This window comes from Spirosoma daeguense (genome assembly GCF_054776875.1).
Genome location: NZ_BAAHBF010000003.1, coordinates 578,942 through 596,501 on the forward strand (window position 1 = coordinate 578,942; position 17,560 = coordinate 596,501).

At 45.6% G+C, this 17,560-nt stretch carries 10 protein-coding genes; all 10 read right to left on the reverse strand.

The genetic code is table 11. The features are described 5' to 3' along the window. Positions 1–22 precede the first annotated feature (22 nt). The 10 genes from ppk1 to ACYVD4_RS11545 all read right to left on the reverse strand — a co-directional run bounded on the left by ppk1 (position 23) and on the right by ACYVD4_RS11545 (position 17,051). Entirely contained in the window at positions 23–2,359 is a 2,337-nt protein-coding gene (gene ppk1 / locus ACYVD4_RS11500) for a polyphosphate kinase 1 (RefSeq protein ID WP_460945615.1), read from the reverse strand. A gap of 68 nt (positions 2,360–2,427) precedes the next feature. Continuing rightward, positions 2,428–4,431, reverse strand: coding sequence for a DNA topoisomerase (ATP-hydrolyzing) subunit B (gene gyrB, locus ACYVD4_RS11505; protein ID WP_460945617.1), 2,004 nt, complete (start codon positions 4,429–4,431; stop codon positions 2,428–2,430). A gap of 412 nt (positions 4,432–4,843) precedes the next feature. Continuing rightward, the gene (locus ACYVD4_RS11510) at positions 4,844–5,248 is read right to left on the reverse strand and encodes a hypothetical protein (RefSeq protein WP_460945619.1); all 405 of its coding nucleotides are present in this window, start codon (positions 5,246–5,248) and stop codon (positions 4,844–4,846) included. Between the two features lie 90 nt (positions 5,249–5,338). Further along, positions 5,339–6,553: an alanine dehydrogenase gene (locus tag ACYVD4_RS11515; RefSeq protein ID WP_460945621.1), complete on the reverse strand. Its 1,215-nt coding sequence runs from the start codon at positions 6,551–6,553 to the stop codon at positions 5,339–5,341. A gap of 52 nt (positions 6,554–6,605) precedes the next feature. Further along, on the reverse strand, positions 6,606–7,028 hold the full coding sequence (gene tsaE, locus ACYVD4_RS11520; protein WP_460945623.1) for a tRNA (adenosine(37)-N6)-threonylcarbamoyltransferase complex ATPase subunit type 1 TsaE: 423 nt from the start codon (positions 7,026–7,028) through the stop codon (positions 6,606–6,608). A 270-nt stretch (positions 7,029–7,298) separates the two neighbouring features. Then, positions 7,299–9,005 (reverse strand): RagB/SusD family nutrient uptake outer membrane protein, encoded by a 1,707-nt coding sequence (locus tag ACYVD4_RS11525; protein WP_460945625.1) that lies wholly within the window; start codon positions 9,003–9,005, stop codon positions 7,299–7,301. Between the two features lie 25 nt (positions 9,006–9,030). Beyond that, positions 9,031–12,270: a SusC/RagA family TonB-linked outer membrane protein gene (locus ACYVD4_RS11530; protein ID WP_460945627.1), complete on the reverse strand. Its 3,240-nt coding sequence runs from the start codon at positions 12,268–12,270 to the stop codon at positions 9,031–9,033. Between the two features lie 238 nt (positions 12,271–12,508). Beyond that, the gene (locus ACYVD4_RS11535; protein WP_460945629.1) at positions 12,509–14,266 is read right to left on the reverse strand and encodes a phospho-sugar mutase; all 1,758 of its coding nucleotides are present in this window, start codon (positions 14,264–14,266) and stop codon (positions 12,509–12,511) included. A gap of 260 nt (positions 14,267–14,526) precedes the next feature. After that, complete coding sequence (locus ACYVD4_RS11540) at positions 14,527–16,836, reverse strand: heavy metal translocating P-type ATPase (protein WP_460945631.1); 2,310 nt, start codon at positions 16,834–16,836, stop codon at positions 14,527–14,529. Continuing rightward, the gene (locus tag ACYVD4_RS11545) at positions 16,836–17,051 is read right to left on the reverse strand and encodes a heavy-metal-associated domain-containing protein (protein WP_460945633.1); all 216 of its coding nucleotides are present in this window, start codon (positions 17,049–17,051) and stop codon (positions 16,836–16,838) included. Before ACYVD4_RS11545 ends, ACYVD4_RS11540 begins: the two co-directional genes overlap by 1 nt. Between the last annotated feature and the right edge of the window lie 509 nt (positions 17,052–17,560).

Consider the following 17,560-nt stretch of genomic DNA (forward strand, 5'->3'; position numbering starts at 1 on the left):
ATCAAATATAGAAAAATATTTACTAAATGTCAGCTATGGCCCGTTCAGCTCCTTCCTGATACTCTTCTTCAATCTTGGCAACTTCAGCCGGTTTGATTTCGGAATCGAATAAACGTACTGCCATCGCTTCTTTCTCGGTTACCTCGAAAAATTCCTTATGCATATTAAACGGTTTATCTCCGTCTGCAACTTCACATTTTTTGAAGTTACCGTCTTCCTCTAACTCATACGCATTGACGTTGTCGCGGAGATTATAGCTTAGAATCAGCATAGCCAATTGCTTCACGCGGGTGTCGGCGAAATAAAACAATGATTCAATACGTCGGTCGAAACTACGTACCATTACGTCGGCACTGCCGCCATATACTTTTGGATCGCCGTTGTTATGGAAATAATAAATGCGGGTATGCTCCAGAAAATCGCCGACAACAGACCGTACTGTTATGTTTTCACTTAAACCGGTACGGTGAGGACGTAAACAGCAAATGCTACGTACAATTAATCGAACCGGGACACCAGCCTGAGAAGCTTTGTATAATTCGTCAATTATCTGTCGGTCTTCCAGTGAGTTAACCTTAAAGCAGATTCCGCTTGGCATACCTCGCTGTGCATTGTCTGCTTCACAACGTATCAAACGGAGAAGCTGATCGCGCATGTCGCGAGGGGCGGTAATTAAGTACTGATATTCGTTCGGTACGGAATGACCGGTAATTACGTTGAAGAACTCCGAAATGTCGTGTGTATATGTTTCATTGGTAGTTAACAGGCCAACATCGGTATACAGTTTCGACGTATCTTCATTATAATTTCCGGTAGCCATGTGCGCATAACGTACCACGCGATTGCCTTCTGATCGGACAACCAGTAATAGTTTGGTATGTGTTTTATATCGGCTGATACCGTAGATGACAAAGCACCCTGCTTTCTGGAGCCGCTGGGCTTCCCGGATGTTGTTTTCTTCATCGAACCGGGCTTTTACTTCAAACAAAACCGATACGTGTTTACCATTCTCGGCTGCTTTTAACAGAGCTTCGGTGATACGTGACCGCTTTGCCAGTCGATAAAGGGTAATCTTGATAGCTAATACGTTCGGGTCTTCGGCCGCTTGTTCAAGCAATTGAAGCACCGGTTCGAAGTTATTATATGGGTGATGGAGCAATAAATCGCGCTGTTTTATCAGCTCGAAAATGTCATCGTTTTTATCTCTGCCCAATCCCAGCGGTGGCACTGGCGCGTGGGGGAGAGGCATATCATCTTTGAATTCGGGATTTCCGATAATTTGCCAGAATGCCGAAAAATCGAGTAATGTTTGCGATTCGAAAATGTTTAGCTCATCGATCTCCCACCGTTTTTTTAACAGATTGATCATCCAGGGAGAGGGCTCGTCTGTATTTTCTTCAGTTTCAATTTCCAGCCGTGTTACTCGTCCAAGGCGTCTATTTTTGATTTTCTGACGTACTTCATCAATAAAATCTACTTCATCATCTTCGTCCTCGTCGAGGGTAAAATCGCCGTTACGTGTGATACGGAATAAACTGACCGCCGTAATGCTGATATTCCGGTATAGTTTTTTGATATTATGCCGAATAATTTCTTCTATCGGCACAAAAACGACAAGATTATCGCGTTCGAAGGGTACGAATCGAGGAAGGTTAGCCGGAATCTGAACAAACGAAAGACGCTGTCTATCTTCTTCATCTTCCAGACGTGAACCGGGTGTAGGGGCAACTTCCGGATTTTGGGTGACTACGCCGAAAATAAGCACCTTAGCCAGCAATACCGGAAAGGTGTGCGTATAGTCATACACCATTGGCGTCAGCGTAGGATAGATTGTGCGATCAAAGTAGTTGTTCGCTTCAACCTGCTCTTCTTTGGCTAACTCGTCATAGCCAACAAGTTGGAGGCCGTTCTCTTCAAATAGAGGAAGTAACTGATCTAGAAAAACAGCCTGCTGATCTTGTGAAAATTGATGTGCTGCCGTGAAGAGCGCTTTCCGAAACGGTACTTCGCGTAAGCCTGAATAGTCGACACGCTGTTTGTGGTAATCCAGATAATTATAAAGACTACCCACCCGAATCATAAAGAACTCATCGAGGTTAGATGCCGAAATTGCCAGAAACTTTAGCCGTTCCATGAGCGTCCGGCTCGTGCTACGTGTCTGATCGAGTACGCGCTCGTTGAATTTTAACCAGCTTAAATCACGACTCAGATAATCACTCTGATCTATAACACTGCTAACTTTTTCACTGACTTTTGCCATTTTTTCAATTACCGGATTAGGAGAACTCGACCGGCTGGATGTGAACCGGGAAACGAATTTGCTGAGTAATGCGCGGTTAGGTTTAAAGGAATAACGCATATTCAATTCAAAACTTTGAAATAAAACAAAAAAGCGGGCTATTCGGCCCGCTCTATGTTATCATTCAGTTAAACATCCACTCGGGCGTATTTGGCGTTTCGTTCAATGAAGTCGCGTCGGGGGGCAACTTCATCTCCCATTAGCGTCGAGAAAACGTGATCGGCGTCGGCAGCAGATTCTACCGTTACTACCTTCAGACTACGTGTGTCTGGGTTCATGGTTGTGCTCCAAAGCTGTTCGGCGTTCATTTCGCCTAGTCCTTTGTAGCGTTGCACTCCTACGTTTTCTTCTTTTCCGCTACCGGCCAGCTCTTTTACCGCAGCTTCACGCTGCCCTTCTGTCCAGCAGTAGCGCTCTTCTTTTCCTTTTTTTACCAGATAAAGCGGAGGCTGAGCAATGTATATATAGCCATTGTCGATCAGCGCTTTCATGTTCCGGTAAAACAATGTTAAGATCAATGTTCTGATGTGGCTTCCATCGACGTCGGCATCGGTCATGATAATGATTTTGTGATACCGGAGTTTCTCCAGATTCATGACTGTTTCATCATCTTTCTTCTCAAGCCGGATGCCCAGGGCCGTCCATATATTTTTAATCTCTTCGTTTTCGTAGATTTTGTGCTCCATGGCCTTCTCTACGTTCAGGATTTTACCACGTAGTGGTAAAATGGCCTGATACGCCCGGTTACGACCTTGTTTGGCGGTACCACCAGCCGAGTCTCCCTCAACGAGATAAAGCTCACATTTTTCTGGATCAGTGTCTGAGCAGTCGGCCAGTTTGCCGGGTAAGCCCATGCCGCCCATAAAATCCTTCCGCTCCGTCATAATACGTTTGTAGGCCAGATCAGCAGCGATACGTGCCTGAGCAGATACCAGTACTTTCTTGACAATACCGGCGGCAGTTTTAGGATTTTCTTCCAGCCAGGTTTCGAGCAGATCGGCCATTGCCTGACTTACTGCACTTACCACCTCCTGATTTCCTAATTTCGTCTTGGTCTGCCCCTCAAACTGAGGTTCCTGAACTTTTACCGAGATAACGGCTGTCAGACCTTTCCGGAAATCTTCGCCACTAAACGTCACTTTACCCGCATTCTTGGGTAATACACCGGGGTTTTTATCTGCGTAGTTTTTGAGTACGCGCGTCAACGCCGAACGGAAACCCTGTACGTGCGTGCCGCCTTCGTGCGTATTGATGTTGTTCACATACGACAATACGTTCTCACCAGCCTCATAGTTATAAACCAGCGCTACCTGCACGGGCGTTGAGCCTTTGTCGCTTTCCATATAGACGGGTTTCATACCGTCTAAGGCAGGCCGGGTTTCGTCCAGAAACTGGACAAACTCAATCAAACCACCTTCCGAAAAGAATTCTTCCTGATTAACAGGCATGTTATTCTCATCCATTTCGCGAAGGTCAGTCAGGAAAATGCGGATGCCTTTGTTCAGATACGCTAGTTCACGCAGACGACCGGCAATGGTTTCATAGCGATAAATGGTTTCTGTGAAGATACTACCATCGGGTTTGAAATGAACCGTAGTGCCTGTATCAGCAGCATCGCCAATAACGCGAACATCGTACTGAGGTATGCCAATTTTATATTCCTGTTCAAAAACTTTGCCTTCCCGGTGAACTTCTACACGCAAATCGGTAGAGAGCGCATTCACGCAGGAAACACCAACGCCGTGCAGACCACCCGATACTTTATACGTGTCTTTATCGAATTTACCACCTGCGTGCAAAATCGTCAGTGCGATTTCGAGTGCAGATTTACCCATTTTGGTATTGATACCCGTCGGAATTCCGCGTCCGTTATCTTTTACGGTGATGGAATTATCTGGATTTATGGTAACACTGATACGGTCACAATAACCCGCCAGCGCTTCGTCAATCGAGTTGTCAACGACCTCCCAAATCAAATGGTGTAACCCCCGAATGCCGACATCGCCGATATACATGGCTGGGCGTTTACGAACGGCCTCCAGACCCTCCAGAACAGTGATGTTATCAGCCCCGTAGGTACCGTTTGACTTTGTTTCAGCAGGAGCGTCTTCTTCTATCAATTCGTTGGTCATGTCAGAATGAAAAATATCAGAAAATTTGTTGTTCAGGGTTCACGTATTATCCTCTACACAACGTGTTTTATAGATTGTAAAAATACAAAAAAACTCGATCTTTTCCTATCGTTTTTTGGTAAGATTGCCTTAATATACCGTTTTTTTTTGAATACTCAGTTGGTCTTATATAGGTGAGCTTCTAAACGGCTTATAGGGCGTTTGTAGCAATTTTATGACGATTTTGCAACGTAACCTAACTCAATGGGGAAAGCCATTCTTAGGGATTTTTTAGCAAAAGGGTTTCTCAAAAAAGTATTATTAGTGAGGAGAAAAAACAAACGCCGAATGCTGAGCAATCGGCGTAAGAGAAAATACCATAAAATCAACAATCCGAATAGGGTTTTTATGGTAGGGTATTACAATAATCGGTCTAATCTTCGGGGTAGGGAATATAAATAAAACCAGCAAAATCCCCTTGAACAACAAACAGACAGCAATACTCATCTGGTGCTTTATAATTTTCTTTCCACAGGTCGATGGACTCCTGACCAATCAGACCGCGCTGGATAAATTCATCCAGAAAAGAAGCCTTGTAATTCCACCTATTCTCAAGCTCACCAGCACCAATAAGTAACTGCCCGACAGGTACGTCCTGCTGAGAGGATACAAAAACTGGATTTTCCGAAAAACCACGTTTCCGGATCTGGTACGATGCCTCTTTTAATTGCTCTGCCACTTTTATGAAGTCGGAAGAAACAGCACCCATGAGTTTCTTATTAACATCATAGGAGTTGGCATCGTCAAGTATCGTATTTTCGTTGCTGTGATTAATCATTTTTTTAGGAGTGAGGAGTAAGTATTGAGTAGTGAGAATAGCTGACGCATCAACATTCTCACTACTCAATACTCGCTCCTGATACTAAAGTTAAAATCTTGCTGCCAGCAGAAGGTCTAAATCCTTGAACCGCATATTGAATTTCCGGGCAATGTACGCATTCGTCAAGGTGCCCTTATGCGTATAAACACCTTTCATAAACCAACGGTTCGCATACATCATCTGCTCAATACCGCCGTTAGTGCCAGTTGAGAGTAGAAAAGGTAAAAATATGTTACTCAGGGCCATACTAGCTGTATAAGCTACACGAGCAGCAATGTTTGGTACGCAATAGTGAATAACACCCAGATGTTTGTAGGTGGGCTCTTTGTGCGTGGTCATTCGGGAGCTTTCGAAATTGCCGCCCTGATCAATCGATACGTCGATAATAACCGAACCCGGCTTCATCCGCCCAACCATCTCTTCAGTTACGACTATCGGGCTTAAACCATCTTCGGCACGCATCGCACCGATAACCAGATCGGCCCGCTGAATCGCTTCTCCTAACGTATCAGAGTCAATGATCGATGTGTAAATGTGCTGCCCAACCGCATATTTAAGTCGCTGAAGTTTATAAAGGTGTTTGTCGAAAACCTTTACGTCGGCTCCCATTCCAAGAGCTGTTCGAATGGCATATTCAGTAACGGTTCCGGCCCCTAGCATCACAACTTTCGTTGGCGGAACTCCAGTTATACCTCCCAGAATAATGCCCCGACCATTATCTGCATTGCTTAAATGCTCACCAGCAATCAGCATCACCGTGCTACCGGCAATTTCGCTCATGGAACGAATAACTGGCAAGCCACCACTCTGATCCTCAATGTATTCGTAGCCAAAAGAGGTGAGTTGCTTATTATTGAGTTTCTCAAAATAATCGCGGTCATGAGCGGGTAAGTTCACGGCTGAGATAATGGTGCTACCCGACTGAACGTACTTAAATTCTGCTTCGACCAGTGGCTCGACTTTCAGAATTAAATTGGCCGCCTGATAAACTTCTTTAGGCGAATGGGCAATCTGGGCTCCGGCTTCGCTATATTCATTATCGGTGAATTTTGCTTTTTCGCCAGCACCCTGCTCCACAATTACGTTATGGCCATTACGTACCAGAATCGATACCGCTTCTGGTGTAAGTGCAATTCGGTTTTCCTGAAGCGATACTTCTTTCGGTAAACCAATCAACAAACTATGCTGGTTGGTTTTAACAGCCAGTGGGGCTTCTTTCGGATATAACGCCGTTTGTTTGGCTAACTCCTCAAATCCAGTCACTTCTAAAAAGTTTACGGTTCATAATCGATTGATCATGAACAGAATACCAAAACTATGCAACCATTTCAGTATCAATCTGTCGGCCCCCATCTGGAGCTTCCGAAAGCGAGATCTGATAATATGTAGTAGGCCAGATCGATTGAATTCGTGCTGGCCATTCAACAAAACAAAAATCGCCTGAATCGAAATATTCTTCGATACCTATATCCATTGCTTCCGCTTCGTTACGTAGTCGATAACAATCGAAGTGAAATACCGATTTCCCCTCGTGGGTGGTGTATTCGTTTACAATCGAAAAGGTTGGGCTTTGAACAATACTCACAACACCTAATACACGACATAATGCCTTTATCAATGTTGTTTTTCCGGTACCCATTTCGCCTTCAAACAACCAGACTGGCTGACTACGGCCTTCGGCCAACAACTGGCGGGCAGCAGTAGGAAGTTCGTCGGGATGTTCAATACGTAGTGTCATTCGAATGTAACGTAACGGCGCGCAAAGATACGCATTTTTATACCGTACAACTTCGACCTGTCAGACCATATAATCGCTTATTGACTACATGCTACGTTCATTCAGGATTCCAATCCCCCAAATCACCAACGTTAGTATTCTATTAACAAATGATTTTGCATGAAAAATGTCTGTTACCTTCTGATAAACAGCGTAGTAGATGATTGGTAGCCATCTATAAAAAATGAGCAGTCGGCATCTAGGCCAACTGCTCATTTTTATCATTTAGGCTTAGTATCCCGGATTCTGCTTCAACGTTGCTTGCCCGTTTACTTTACTATTCAGAATTTCCTGTAACGGAATTGGGTAATATTCGTGCTTACCTTTCACGAACGTAGCACCTTTAAAATACGTCCGCATGTTGGATTCTTTCTGCATGTACGCGTTCAGCGTTTCAGCGGCAATGCCCCAGCGAACTAAGTCGAAGAATCGGTGACCCTCCATACCAAATTCTAGGCGGTGCTCAAACTGTACTGCTTTACGAGCCACTGCTTTGTCGGACCATGCCTGCGTGTACTGACCCACTGCGTAGTTAGCGGCAGACGTACCGTTGTCCATTTTTACAAAGCCATCGGTGTTTGCGGCACGTTTCCGGATCAGATTGACGTATTCACGCGCTTTTTCTACAGAGCCAACTTCAATTTCAATTTCTGCCAGCCACAGATATACATGCGCTAAGCGCAGAATTCGGTAGTTGTTGGCATTGAGTCGGTTGTTACTTGCAAACGTGTTCGTTCCTACGTCGGTCCGATAAAATAAGTGCTTTTTCGGCTCATAAGGACCGCCATTGCCTTGATCACGAACCCAGGCTTTACCGGGCATGAGTCCCCAGTCGAGATAAGGAATACCACGACGACCTACAGTCCAGTCCAGACGAGGGTCTAACCGGCCAGCAAAAGGTGTAAATGGTTGTGTCGATTCAAGTCCCTGATCGTTTGAAACATCCGTATTATTGAACGTATCGAGCAGGGGCAAACCATTTGCGTCGGTCTGGAAGGCGTTCACGAGGTTCTGCGAAGGCTGGAAGAAACCGCAGCAAGTTGTTGGACCACCGTAAGGATAGTTCAAAACGGCACCGTTGTTTCCATTTTCGCCCGTACCATCGTTTACCGAAAACTGAATTTCAAAAATCGATTCAGCATTGTTGTTGGTAGTGGTTTTATAGTTATCGTGGTACCTATCCATCAATTTGTACTGATTACTGGCCACAATTGCTTCTAAGAGCGGCTTTGCCTCAGCCCATTTTTTCTGGAAAATATAAGCCTTGGCCAGCATACCGGCAGCCGCCCATTTGGTAGGCCGACCTACCTGCGATTGTTTTGCTGGCAGGTTATCGTAAGCAAATTTGAAGTCAGCTTCAATATTTGGCCAGATATCCTTGTCGTTAGGCACTTTTGTGCTGTTCAGATCGGTCGGGTTATACGTTTTTTCATCGATGTAAGGCACCATATTGAACACTTTCTTGGCCTCAAAATGATAGTGACCACGCAGGAACCGAACCTGTGCCCGAATCTGAAGCTTATCAGCATCGGTCATGTCGGTAACCTTCTCAAGCGTCTGTAATACGTCGTTCGAGCGGGCAACTCCATCGTAAGCAACCCGCCATTTCCCCCGGAAATAACCGTTATCTGGCTGAATACTCTTGAATTCGATATACGAAATATCAGGTTGGTCACCCGCTGTTGAGCCTTTGTAGGCATCGTCAGCACCTACGGCACCGAATACCCAGTTATCGGCCGCCGAGTGATACGACGTACCACCCGAACCCCAGCCATCGAGGAGCGAATAAGCGCCGATAAGGAGGTAGTTTACGCCTGTTGCATTATTGAAACTCTGAGGACCGAGCACAGCTTTAGGCTGTACGTCGAGGAAAGAATCTTTGCAGGCTGTTAATGAACCAATGGTCAGGAAAGCAGCCCATATTATACTTTTTTTCATGATGTCTTTTGCAAATTTTGGTTCATTAGAATGCCAGATTCAAGCCAACAAGCATCGTTTTCGACACTGGATAAGCACCTTCATCAACGCCAATGTGACGGTCGTTACCCGTACCGCCTGAATCACGCAGGTTGATTTCAGGATCTAGACCGCTGTAATTAGTAACCGTAAACAGGTTTTGTCCCTGAATGTAAATCATGGCATTGCTCAGTCCCAATTTGCCCATCAGCGTACGTGGCAGATTGTACGAAAGCTGGATGTTTTTCATCCGCAGGTACGAACCGGGTTCCAGATAATACGTCGATGGGTTTGAGCTGATGTTATCGTTCGAGCGGAGTTGTGGCAGTTTAGCATCTGTTTTGCCCGGACGCCATGAATCTTCCCACATCCGTTTACTACGTATGCCGCCAAAAGTTTGAAAGTCAGTCCAGTAACGGTTGTAGTTGAAGATTTCGTTACCATATACACCCTGACCAAATATGGTGAGGTTAAAGTTCTTATAGCCCAGATTCAGGTTCAGGCCATAAGCCATTTTTGGATGAGGGTTGCCAATAACCTGTCGGTCGCTGGCGTTGATGATGCCATCACCATTCAGATCGCGGAAACGGAATTGCCCGGCTTTATTGTTCAGGCCACCACCGAATTGAACGGCGGCTTTAGATGCTTCTTCGTCCGTCTGGAAAATACCGTCGATGACGTAACCAAAGAACGACGAAATTGGATAATCCTGCTGGGTTACGGTCATAGCCGGAATCCGGGGTGTAAAGCCAAAATACTGCGTAGATGGATTACCATCGGTTTTCGTTACCAGATTTCGGTAGGTCGAAATGTTGGCGCCAATGCTGTAGGTGAAGTCACCATTCATCAGCTTGCCGCTGTGGTTCAGCCCTAATTCAAATCCTCTGTTGCGGAACGAAGCAATGTTCTGGAATGGGTTCGTAGCTTGCCCCTGAGTAAACTGTACTTCAACCGGGAACAGCGCATCCGACGTAACACGGTTGAACCAGTCGAACGTAACGTCCAGCTTCCCTTTGAAGAGCGAAGCATCTACCCCAAAGTCAACCGACGTAGTGGTTTCCCATTTCGCATTTGGGTTGCCAAATTGTTGAAGCTCATAGCCTTGCAGTGACGATGTGCGTGATCCGTTCAGGTCGTAGAAAGCCGTTGTAGGTGCAGTTCCGTAAATAAGGAACGGGTTGTAGTTACCAATTTCCTGGTTACCCGTTTGACCGTAAGCCGCACGGATTTTCAAATCGTTGATCCACGTAACAGGCTTCAGGAAATTTTCCTGCGATACCCGCCAACCGGCCGATACTGCCGGAAAATAAGCAACCCGATTGGCAGCAGCAAAACGCGAAGAACGGTCACGACGGATTGTTCCATCGAGTAGGTATTTGTCGAAGAACGAGAAGCTGGCTTTCGCGAATTCAGACGCTAATTTCCAGTCAGAGCCACCGCCCGTATTGGTTTGCGTTCCAGCGTTACCGGCATCGAGATAGCGATTATATAGATCGTCGTTGGCAAAACGGGAACGGTCGGCGCGGAAGAACTCGAAATTGTTTTTGATCGATTCGGTTCCAAGTAATATGTTATACCGGATCGATGAGCCAATTTCAGCATTATATGTCAACGTATTATACCAGGTCCAGGTATAGCCAATCTCGTTACGTGTAAACATAGAGTTGGCCGTAGCGGCTTCTGACGATTCAATATCACGTGGCGTATAGGCCCGGATATTATACGTATTGTAGTCGATACCAAAGCTGGTTTTAGCTGTCAGGTTTTTCAGAATGTCTACTTCAGCGTAGGCATTACCAAAGAAACGTAGCTCTTTACCGACGTTGTCTTTGTTCCGATAAAGCAGCGCGACCGGGTTACGGGCATTGTCGAGGTCACCACCTTTTGTACCAGCGAAATTCCCTGCTACGTCGTAAACCGGAATGATTGGCTGAATCCGATACGCCATCGAAATGGCGTTACTTTCGTTGTTATTGGCTGTAGCACTTTGAGTTGAGTTAGAACCACCAACGCGCTCGCCGTAAGCAAACTGAATATTTTCGCCGACCCGAATCCGTTTCGTTACGTTAAACTCAGTGTTTGCCCGGATCGAATAACGCTTATACCACGTATATTTCAGAATACCTTCCTGATCGAAATAGTTGGCCGACATTGCGTAACGACCACCTTCGTTACCGCCCGTAACGCCAATCTGGTGATTCTGAATTGGTGCATCGGAGAAAATCTCGTTGAACCAGTTGGTGCCTTCTTTGTTAGCTTTGGTGATTAACCATTTCGATGTTCTAAAGGCAGAATTGTCAACATCTGTAGTGTAGTTGACAAAATTTCCGTTAGCATCTTTAGCCAGCCGAGGGTCACCTTCCGAAGCACCATCCGGAAAAATATAATCCGGGATAACGGGCGATGCGCCATTGCCGAACTGGGCGTGTTTAGGATTGCCATTAACCAGATTACCAGCGTTACGACGAGATTCCCAAATCAAGCTGGCAAAGTCCTGTGTGTTAACAAGTTCAGGAAATTTCCCCGGCCGTGCAACGCCGTAATAGGCATCATAGGTGAATTTTGGCTTACCCGCTTTCCCTTTTTTAGTTGTAATAATAACAACGCCGTTACCCGCGCGGGAACCATAGATCGAAGCTGCCGAAGCATCCTTTAATACCTGTAGACTTTCGATGTCGTTCGGGTTAAGGGTGTTCAGGTTGCCTTTTGTCGGTACGCCGTCGATAACGTAAAGAGGAGAGTTGTCGTTGATAGTACCGAAACCACGAATACGTACCATAACGCCACCACCCGGCGAGTTATCGTTACCAACGGTTACCCCAGCTACGCGCCCCTGTAAAGCCTGTGCTACGTTGGTAGACGGAACTTTGAGAGCCTCCTTCATGTCCACCGTTGCCACTGCGCCAGTGATATCACGTTTGGCTTGTGCGCCATAACCTGTTACAATAACCTCATTCAGGGTTTTAATGTCAGCAGCCAGCGTAATGTCGATGGTAGTGCGGTTGCCAATTGTAATTTCCTGTGCTACAAAGCCGATGGCCGATACGGTGAGGGTATTACGTCCCGATGGAACGTTTAGCGAAAACTGACCATTGGCGTCAGTAACCATACCCACCTGCGTGCCCGTTATCACTACGTTTGCGCCGGGAAGTGGGTTGTTGTCGGTTCCGTCCGTAACACGGCCGGAGATTTTGCGATCCTGGGCAAAAGCCCCTACGCACATCAGCCAACATACAATTAGTAGCATAGATGTGCGGTACGCTTGTCGTAAAGCGTTGATTACCATAGGAAATAATTAGAATAGGTGAAAAATAGAACAGAAAAACTGCACTAAATACATAAGTATTATTCCTCAAAGGCGATCATCGTAAAATTCTAATCAATCTTCTAATAATTTTAAATATGACGTAATGCGCATAAAAAAATCCCACTTCCTGAGAAGTGGGATTTAAGTAGAAATTGTTGAGAAATTGATAGCTACGTGTCTACGTTAACTGCAATTCGTCAATCACTTTTTGAACTTTTTCTTTGAGTTTGGCATACGTATCGTCGAAAGCTTCCTTGCTCTCAAGTGGCTCACGAACGCTTACATAAAATTTAATTTTTGGCTCAGTGCCTGATGGCCGTGCCGATACTTTGGTGCCATCTTCGGTAAAGAACTGTAATACGTTCGATGATTCGATTCCCATTTTACCCGCTTCAATGGCTGACGTAGTACCTGAACTTGCGTCCAGACGAGTCAATGCTTTGTAATCGTCGATACGTACTACCGGCGAACCTGCGATTGATTTAGGCGGATTGGCACGGAAATCTGCCATCATCTGCTGAATTTCTTCGGCCCCTGACTTCCCTTTTTTGGTAAGCGATACCAGCGATTCATAATAGAAGCCATTTTCCTGATACATCGCCATCAGCATATCGAACAGGCTCAGTCCCTGATCTTTGGCATAGGCAGTCAGTTCGGCGATGATAGCGCAGGAAGCAATGGCATCTTTATCACGTACAAAATCACCGATCAGGTAACCGTAGCTTTCTTCGCCACCGCCGATGAATTTCTCTTTGCCTTCCAGCTCGCGGATAACTTCGGCAATGTATTTAAACCCGGTTAGCGTATTGTAGCACGTAACACCGTAGTTTTTACACATCTGATCGATCAGATCGGTTGTAACGATGGTTTTCGCTACAAACTCTTTACCCGTCAGTTTGCCTGCTTTTTTCCAGGCGTTGAGCAGGTAATAAATAATCAGACTGGCCATCTGATTGCCGTTCAGCAACTCAAATTCGCCATGATGATTGCGAGCTCCAGCGCCTACGCGGTCGGCGTCGGGGTCGGTTGCCATCACGAGGTCGGCATCCAGCGAATTGGCCAGATCCAGCGCGAGCTGCATAGCGGCACGTTCTTCGGGGTTTGGCGATTTTACGGTCGGGAAATTACCATCGGGTGTAGCTTGTTGCTCAACAATATGTACGTTATTGAAGCCCAGTGCATCGAGCACTCGTGGCACCAACGTAATGCCTGTTCCGTGGATTGGCGTATATACAATATTCAGGTTTGCCTGCCGCTTGATTACATCGGGATTAACCGCATTCGACTTGAGACGCTCTACGTAAGGCGCATCGATTTCTTCGTCGATAAGGTGGATTTTTTCGGGAACGCCGTCAAACTTAACGGCATCGATAGAGGTAATTTTGCTAACCTCGCCGATAATTGCTTTATCGTGTGGAGAAACCACCTGTCCACCATCATTCCAGTATACTTTATAGCCGTTATACTCCGGTGGATTGTGTGACGCCGTGACAACAATACCGCTCTGGCAACCCAACTGGCGAATAGCAAACGAAAGCTCTGGTGTTGGCCGGAGGCTGCTGAACAAATATACTTTGATACCATTTGCCGAAAAGATATCGGCTGCCAGACGAGCAAATTCTGGACTCATTCGGCGGCTGTCGTGAGCAATTGCCACGCTGACATCCTGACCCGGAAAGGCTGCATTGATATAGTTCGAAAGGCCCTGTGTAGCAGCTCCAACTGTGTAACGGTTCATCCGATTTGAACCAACGCCTAGAACCCCACGGAGACCGCCTGTACCAAATTCAAGATCACGATAAAATGAATCAGTTAGTTCGGTTACGTTGCCAGAATCGATGAGGTGCTGGATAGATTCTTTTGTAGCAGCGTCGTAATTGCCACTAAGCCATTTGTCTACACGTTCCTGGGTAGACGCATCAAGGGCTGTTGCCATATCAATTGTAAGAATTAATAGTCAAAAATTATCCGCCAAAATTACAATTACCTGTTAGCCCACCAAATCTCTACAATAGATTCGTGACGGATTTTAAGAAAATGTATGAAAGGCACTACTATCTGGGTAAACATGGATTCAGAATTCATGTTTATAGATGGGCTAAAAATAACAAAAGCGTAGTACCTGTTTCGGTCATACGCTTTTGTTTACAGAAAATTGATGTACGCTTGCCGTAAGAACGTAGTATAACAGTAACCTTAACGTAGCTTCATGCTACGTAGTCGTAAACTATTACTCACTACCGAGACCGAACTCAAGGCCATGGCTGCTCCTGCCAGCATCGGATTGAGCAAAAAGCCAAACGCCGGATAGAGCACACCCGCAGCTATCGGTATACCAATCAGGTTATAAATAAATGCCCAGAACAGATTCTGCCGAATAACTCGGACAGTCTGCTTTGATAATTGTAGGGCTTTCGGTACGCTGGTCAAATCAGACGTTATGAGCGTCATACGTGCTACGTCCATGGCAATGTCGGAACCGTGACCCATGGCAATACTTACGTTGGCCTGCGCCAGCGCTTGTGAGTCGTTGATACCATCGCCAACCATTGCTACTACGTTGCCAGAATCCTGAAGCTGTTTGACAAAATTGGCTTTATCGGCAGGCATCACTTCCGCCTGATAGTGTTTTAGCCCTACTACGTTCGCTATAGCATTGGCGGTCTGATGATTATCGCCAGTTAGCATATACGTTTCAATACCAAGCTGTTGAAGCGTTTTAATGGCGTGTTTCGAGGACGGTTTAACCGGATCGGCAATTGCAATAATGGCAAGCAGTTGAGGTTGCCCTGTTGAACCGTTAGAGTCGAAAGGACGCCGGGCAAAAAAGACAACCGTTTTAGCCTGATTTTGTAAATCAGTTGCTTGTTGAGACAGACTCTCTGCAACCGGAATCAATACGCTATTAAGTAAGTTTCGGTTGCCAACAACGTATTGATTGTGCTGATAATTGGCCGTAACACCTTGTCCTGTCAGACTTTCAAAACGTTCGAGCGTTACGTGTTTTTCTGATTTCAGGTACGTAGCAACCGCATTGGCCAGCGGATGCTCTGACTGGGTTTCGAGTGAGTAGAGAATTGATTGCAGAAGCGGTTTTTCATCACCCGAAATTGTCCAGATCATGTCTGTTACAACGGGTTTCCCCTCGGTAATTGTGCCTGTTTTGTCGAGTACAATGGCGTTGACCCGATAGCTAATTTCCAGACTTTCAGCGTCTTTAATCAGAATATTATTTTCGGCACCTTTGCCTACCCCGACCATAATCGCTGTTGGTGTGGCTAATCCTAATGCACATGGACAGGCAATCACCAACACCGTAACCGATGTAAGCAGAGCGGTAGTAAGCGGATCAGTGTCAGCAGACAGGTAAGAACCAAAGAAAAACCAGACTACAAACGTGAGCACAGCGATGACCAGTACTACAGGAACAAAAATACCCGCAATCTTATCGACGATACGTTGTACAGGCGCTTTGCTACCCTGCGCTTCCTGAACCATACGAATAATCTGAGCGAGCATCGTATCGGCACCAACTTTTTCGGCCCGAAACCGGAAGCTTCCTTTCTGATTAATGGTACCGGCAAACACACGCGCTCCTGCCTGTTTTTCAATGGGTAATGCTTCGCCACTAATCATACTCTCGTCAATATACGATTGCCCGGATTCTACTAAGCCATCCACCGGGATTTTGTCGCCGGGACGTACCAATAACAGATTCCCGACTTGCACCGACGTAACAGGAACCTCCCGTTCTATACCATTTTCGACTAGCCAGACTGTTTTGGGTTGCAGTCCCATTAGTTTTTTTATGGCTGACGTAGTGTTTGATTTTGCGCGCTCCTCGAGCAACTTACCTAGTAATATAAAGGCAACAACAACCGAAGCCGCTTCGAAGTAGACGTGCGGATGCAAGCCTCGCTGATGCCAGAATTCGGGATAGAACGTATTAAATGTGCTAAACGCAAAAGCAATGCCGGTGCTGAGCGCCACCAGCGTATCCATATTAGCTTTGCCGTGGCGAGCCTGACGCCATGCATTCACAAAAAAGGATTGCCCAAGCCAAAACACTACCGGAGCCGATAACACCATCATAATCCAGTTCGCGTAAGGCATATCCATAAAGAACATGCCAATTACAACAACAGGTATCGACAAGGCGATTGCCCAAATGGTACGTTGGTGTATATCGTGAGCCCGTTGCTGCTGCGCTTCCTCCTGAATCGCCTGTGGATCGTCGGTATCAATAACCAGATCATAACCAATCGAACGAATCACATTTTGTAACTCGACCGGCGTTACGTTGCCTTGATCGAACTGAACCCACGCACTCTGATTAGCATAGTTGACCCCGGCATCAATAACTCCCGGTGTATTTTTTAACATCGACTCTACACTGACGGCGCATGCGGCACAGCTCATTTCGAGCACCGGATAAGTTTGGCGTACAGTCGATGATGTGCTATTCTGCCCGCCTTTATTATGACGTTCTGTTACGGGCGTATTCATTATGCTGGCGAATTTATTAGCTCAGCTTTGTAGCCAGCTTTTTCAACAGCCTGCCGAACAACGGTATCGTTGTCAGCTTCAACGGTCAGCACTTTATTTGGATTATGGGTGTCTACTTGCCAATGGCCTTCTCCAACGGCATCGTTCAGGAAAGGAGTAACGGTGGCAATGCAGCCTCCACATTTGATATTGGTTTTAAAAGCAATTGTTTTCATGAGTTGTATTATAAATTGGCCGACTATTTGCTACACGTTCGTATAACGTAGTGTGTCTACCTGAATAACAAAATTTACATATACAAAGGTCTCTTACCGAGAGCTAATACATTTATATAATTTTCTGTCGATCGTATATAATTGTACAATATGGGCAAGGCCAGACGTTATTGTTGTTGTTATATATTAAAAAACAGGCGGTACTATCGCAAAAAATAAAAAACAATAAGTTTATGTATGTTTATTTTTTGTTATATTTAACCTTCAGAAACACTCTAAAAGGGCAGATTTCACCTTCGATACTGTAATTTGCTACGTTTAATAATATTAGTAAAAAATTGTCGTTTTCTTGAAAAGATATTACAAACTTTGTGCTATCTTTTTGGTAAGGAAAAAAGTTTTGAGTTGATATATAAAGAAATTGCGTAGTTTCGCGCAAACAATCCTTTACAAAAGGGAAGGTTGAACATCAAGATACAGCGGCCGCCCGGTCGTTGGTCTTGAAATGG